This is a genomic window from Hydrocoleum sp. CS-953, assembly GCF_002260545.1.
GTDB lineage: Bacteria > Cyanobacteriota > Cyanobacteriia > Cyanobacteriales > Microcoleaceae > Trichodesmium.
Genome location: NZ_LGSU01000994.1, coordinates 1 through 5,869, shown reverse-complemented (window position 1 = coordinate 5,869; position 5,869 = coordinate 1). Strand labels below are relative to the sequence as shown.

Sequence of the window (5,869 nt, the reverse complement as noted above, 5' to 3'; positions counted from 1 at the left end):
AGTATTGTTTTTTGGTAATTGTTAACTTTTAACTTGGTCTTGATTGATTGCATTTGAACTGGTAAACCATGAAAAAAAGTCTTTTATTTTTTCACCTAATTTTAATTTATGATAGCAGATAATCAGTATTTATTCAATATTTATTAATATTTGTCCAATTTTGTCCAATTATTTGGCTTCAGTAGTTAGCCCTAGTAATCCAAAAGTACCAAGGATTTGCAGAACAAACGGCACTATCAGAACAGTTTTTAGAGGGAGTTGACTAAACATTTTACCCAGGCTGAGGGATAGAAGTTTAAATGCCATGAAAGCTTTAGGTATTTTTTCTAGTATATCTCTGGGCTTATGGAAGCCATTTGGTATCTATTTAAAAGTAGAGGGGGAGATGGGGAGGTGGGGAGGTGGGGAGATGGGATGTATTAGATATCTCCCACTCATCCAATCATCAAATCAATTATTACCCATAAATTATCAATTTCTTATCCCTCCGATCTATTTTTTGGAGATACCAAATGGGTTCTATAGATTGAGTAAGTAACCACAACGCCAGGTGTGCCAGTCTATTACGAGTCAATTCTAAAGTTTTTTTTGACAAAGTTCAATAAATATGATATTCGTCAAAATTCAACCCCTCAATATCAACTTTTGACTTTTGACTTTTGACTTTTGACTTTTAAACCTCAATAACTTTTAAAAAAATCGATCTTTAGAGCCTATCCCAAGAAAGTCTATGTAAGAATGCTTATTAGTTTTGCCCACGTTAGTAAAGAATTATAAAGTAACCATAAATCATGGAAGGACTTTATCAATATGCCTGGCTGATACCAGTATTGCCCCTACTTGGAGCAATGGTAGTCGGCTTAGGGCTAATTTCCTATAGTCAAGCCACCAGTAATTTACGACAGAGAGTCGCTATCTTCATCGTCTCCCTGTTAGGAACTGCAATGGTTCTCTCCTTTGCCTTGCTCTGGAGTCAAATAAATGGCCATGAAACCTATACTCAAATGTTTGAGTGGGCAGCAGCAGGTGACTTCAGGCTCAGTATGGGCTATACCATCGATCACTTGACTGCCCTAATGTTAGTCATCGTGACTACTGTTGCCTTCTTGGTAATGGTCTACACCGATGGTTATATGGCTCACGACCCTGGATATGTCCGCTTCTATGCGTACTTGAGCCTATTTAGCTCTTCAATGTTAGGTCTAGTAGTCTCTCCAAACCTAGTCCAAATTTATATATTCTGGGAACTTGTTGGTGTATCTTCCTACCTACTGATTGGTTTCTGGTATGACCGTAAAGCAGCAGCNTTGCCTTCTTGGTAATGGTCTACACCGATGGTTATATGGCTCACGACCCTGGATATGTCCGCTTCTATGCGTACTTGAGCCTATTTAGCTCTTCAATGTTAGGTCTAGTAGTCTCTCCAAACCTAGTCCAAATTTATATATTCTGGGAACTTGTTGGTGTATCTTCCTACCTACTGATTGGTTTCTGGTATGACCGTAAAGCAGCAGCCGAGGCTTGTCAAAAAGCTTTTGTTGTCAACCGCGTCGGTGACTTTGGTTTGTTACTGGGGATGCTAGGTATTTATTGGGCCACAGGTAGCTTTGAATTTGAAGTAATGGGCGTTCGCTTGGAGCAGCTTGTAGAAACAGGCGCTCTAAGTGTTGGTTTAGCAACTCTTTTCGGTGTCTTAATTTTCTTAGGACCTGTAGCCAAGTCGGCCCAATTCCCATTACATACCTGGCTGCCAGATGCAATGGAAGGCCCTACTCCTATCTCAGCATTAATCCACGCAGCGACAATGGTAGCTGCTGGTGTATTTCTAGTGGCGCGGATGTATCCAGTATTGGAACATCTGCCAATCGTAATGAATATTATTGCCTGGACAGGAGCTTTTACAGCTTTCCTTGGGGCAACAATTGCTATTACCCAAAATGACATTAAAAAAGGTCTTGCCTATTCAACCATTTCCCAGTTGGGCTACATGGTAATGGCAATGGGTGTGGGTGCTTATAGCGCTGGACTATTTCACCTAATGACTCACGCTTACTTCAAAGCAATGCTGTTCCTATGTTCTGGTTCAGTGATTCATGGTATGGAGGAAGTAGTTGGCCATGATCCAGTTTTGGCTCAAGATATGCGGTTAATGGGTGGACTACGGAAATATATGCCTATTACCTCTGCTTGCTTTTTAATTGGTACTGTGGCAATTTGCGGTATTCCTCCTTTTGCTGGTTTTTGGTCAAAGGACGAAATTCTTGGTAGTGCTTTTGCAGCAAATCCCGCTTTGTGGTTTGTTGGTTGGGCAACTGCTGGTATGACTGCTTTTTATATGTTCCGGATGTATTTCTCTACTTTTGAGGGTGAGTTCCGGGGTAACAATGAGGAGATTAAACAGCAATTATTAGGTGGAACTGCAACTGCAACTCCAGTTCCTGCTATGGCTTTCGGCCCTGGAGCAATGGACCCGAATGAACTAGAACATAGCCATGATGACCATGACCACGATCATCATCATAGCGACTCTCCCCATGAGTCTCCTATTACCATGACTTTACCATTGATGGTTTTAGCTATTCCTTCAATGATTATTGGTTTATTGGGAACGCCTTTTGCTAATTATTTTGAGCAGTTTATTTATGCTCCTGGGGAATCTTTAGCAGAGGTATTAGAGGAATTAGCAGAGTTTGATCTGACTGAATTTTTAATTATGGCAGGTAACTCTGTAGGTATCGCTTTGATTGGTATTACTTTTGCTTCGCTGATGTACTTGAGTCGTAAAATTGACCCTGGTGCGATCGCGCAAAAAATTAAACCTTTCTACAACTTTTCCCTCAACAAATGGTATTTAGACGATATCAACGACAAACTATTTGTTCAAGGTAGTCGTCGTCTAGCACGGCAAGTTTTGGAAGTAGATTACAAAGTAGTTGATGGAGCTGTTAACTTAACAGGTTTTATTACCCTATTGAGTGGGGAAGGTTTGAAATACCTAGAAAATGGTCGCGCTCAGTTTTATGCCTTAATTGTATTTGTGGCAGTTTTGGGCTTCGTTGTTTTCTCTGGAGTTTAACTGTAGGGGTTTGGTCTCCAAACCCTNGGTTTTATTACCCTATTGAGTGGGGAAGGTTTGAAATACCTAGAAAATGGTCGCGCTCAGTTTTATGCCTTAATTGTATTTGTGGCAGTTTTGGGCTTCGTTGTTTTCTCTGGAGTTTAACTGTAGGGGTTTGGTCTCCAAACCCTTTATTAAGCTTGGAGTTTTTACCAAAATTGTATTTGTGGCAGTTTTTTTCTCTGGTGTTTAGTTCGGCATTGTAGGTCTTTGGTCTCCAAACCCTTTATTAAGCTTGGAGTTTTTACCAAAATTGTATTTGTGGCAGTTTTTTTCTCTGGCGTTTAGTTTGGCATTGTAGGGGTTTCGTCTCCAAACCCTCTATTAAGCTTGGAGTTTTTACCAAAATTGTATTTGTGACAGTTTTGGACTTCGTTGTTTTCTCTGGTATTTAGCCAGTTATCAGAGGTTTTCCTCCTGGTATTTAGGGAAATATTTTCTTTGTTGACTTTATGTTTCTATGAACAATATCAAATTCAATAGTATTGGTACAATTCAATATTGTGGGGGTTTGGAGACCAAACCCCTACTAGAATTGGATTTTTTGTCAATACTAGAAATTCTAGAGTANAGTATTGGTACAATTCAATATTGTGGGGGTTTGGAGACCAAACCCCTACTAGAATTGGATTTTTTGTCAATACTAGAAATTCTAGAGTATTGGTACAATTCAATATTGTGGGGGTTTGGAGACCAAACCCCTACTAGAATTGGATTTTTTGTCAATACTAGAAATTCTAGAGTATCGGTACAATTCAATATTGTGGGGGTTTGGAGACCAAACCCCTACGAATGCCAATACTATAAATTAAGTGAATTTGATATAACTTCTGACTGATAGCTGATGCTCGCAAACTGTCAAACTAAATTCAACAAAAATGGAAACAAAAGAAGTCATAATTACTCAAACGAAATTGTTCCAAGACTTCACTGCTCATAACTTGACAAAATTTTCAAAGTAAGAATTAAAGATTTATGGCTGATTTTCCTTGGTTAACTACAATTATTCTATTTCCAGTAGTTGCCGCTTTGCTAATTCCGATTATTCCGGATAAAGATGGCAAAACGGTGCGGTGGTACGCTTTAATTGTTGGATTAATTGATTTTGCTGTTATTACTACTGCCTTCTACACAGGTTACGACACTAATAACCCAGAACTCCAACTGGTAGAAAGTTACGCTTGGGTACCACAATTAGACTTAAATTGGTCAGTGGGAGCAGATGGTTTATCTATGCCATTAATTATCCTAACTGGCTTTATCACTACCCTAGCAATTATGGCAGCATGGCCTGTAACTTTTAAGCCAAAGCTGTTTTATTTCTTGATGTTGTTAATGTACGGCGGTCAAATTGCTGTATTTGCCGTACAGGATATGTTGTTATTTTTCCTAGTTTGGGAATTGGAATTAGTACCTGTTTACCTAATTCTGTCTATCTGGGGAGGCAAAAAACGGTTGTATGCAGCAACTAAGTTTATCCTCTATACAGCAGGTGGTTCGCTGTTTATTTTGATAGCAGCGTTAACAATGGCGTTTTATGGCGATACTGTTACGTTTGATATGAGAGCGGTTGCTGCGAAAGATTACGCTATAAATCTGCAACTGTTATTATATGGAGCGTTTTTAATTGCTTATGCTGTGAAATTGCCAATTTTCCCATTACATACTTGGTTGCCAGATGCTCATGGAGAAGCAACAGCACCTGCTCATATGTTACTGGCAGGAATTCTGCTGAAAATGGGTGGTTATGCACTGTTGCGGATGAATGCAGGAATGTTACCTGATGCTCATGCAGTATTTGCTCCTATATTAGTAATTTTGGGGGTTGTGAATATTGTCTATGCTGCTTTGACTTCGTTTGCTCAACGAAACCTGAAGCGGAAAATTGCTTACTCTTCGATTTCTCACATGGGATTTGTGTTAATTGGTATGGCTTCTTTTACCGATATTGGTATGAGTGGAGCTGTGCTGCAAATGATTTCCCATGGATTAATTGGAGCGAGTTTGTTCTTTTTGGTGGGAGCTACTTATGACCGTACCCATACTTTGATTTTGGATGAAATGGGTGGTGTCGGTAAGAGAATGAAGAAAGTTTTCGCTATGTGGACGACTTGTTCGATGGCATCTTTAGCATTACCAGGAATGAGTGGTTTTGTGGCTGAGGTGATGGTATTTATTGGTTTTGCCACCAGTGATGCTTATAATCCTACTTTCAAAGTTATGGTAATTTTCTTGGCAGCAGTGGGAGTAATTTTGACTCCAATTTATCTGTTGTCAATGTTGCGAGAAATTTTGTTTGGTCCTGAGAATAAGAAGTTAGTAGAAAACGAAGTTCTCAAGGATGCGGAACCCCGCGAAGTGTTTATTATTGGCTGTTTGTTAGTACCAATTATTGGGATAGGTTTGTATCCTAAGATTGTGACTCAGATTTATGATGCAACAACTGTGCAGTTAACCGCGCGGTTACGAGATTCGGTGCCGTTGTTGATGGAGTCTGAAAAGGTGGCATTAACGGATGGAAATGAGTCACCTATGCGCGAAAATGCGGCCGAAAAGGATCGGGCTGAGCAACAGGGAGTTGGAACCCACGCAGGCGACAACACCGAGAAGAACCAGTGAAATGTAGCTGCTGTTATGATTCTCATTCTTTTCGGAGCTGTTTTCGTCGCGGGGTCGCACCGCTTTTTGAGCATTCCGCTTACATTGTCATACTTCTATCACTATGGTGCTGTGGTTCAAAGCTCGCCCATG

At 40.0% G+C, this 5,869-nt stretch carries 3 protein-coding genes and 1 pseudogene; all 4 read left to right on the top strand.

Features of this window, described 5'->3' with window-relative positions; genetic code table 11:
- Positions 1 to 791 precede the first annotated feature (791 nt).
- Positions 792 to 1,306, top strand: a pseudogene (locus AFK68_RS45170) (proton-conducting transporter membrane subunit); the annotation flags it as partial.
- Position 1,307: 1 nt separating this feature from the next.
- Positions 1,308 to 3,076 (top strand): NAD(P)H-quinone oxidoreductase subunit 5 (locus tag AFK68_RS14165; RefSeq protein WP_246844190.1); only part of this gene is annotated, 1,769 nt, incomplete at its 5' end.
- A 613-nt stretch (positions 3,077 to 3,689) separates the two neighbouring features.
- Positions 3,690 to 3,956, top strand: a 267-nt coding sequence (locus AFK68_RS14160; RefSeq protein ID WP_210407402.1) for a hypothetical protein, incomplete at its 5' end; no start/stop codon positions are given.
- Positions 3,957 to 4,093: 137 nt separating this feature from the next.
- Positions 4,094 to 5,737 carry an NAD(P)H-quinone oxidoreductase subunit 4 gene (locus tag AFK68_RS14155; RefSeq protein ID WP_246844189.1) on the top strand — a complete coding sequence of 548 codons (1,644 nt, stop codon included), beginning with the start codon at positions 4,094 to 4,096 and terminating at the stop codon, positions 5,735 to 5,737.
- The last annotated feature ends 132 nt before the right edge of the window (positions 5,738 to 5,869 follow it).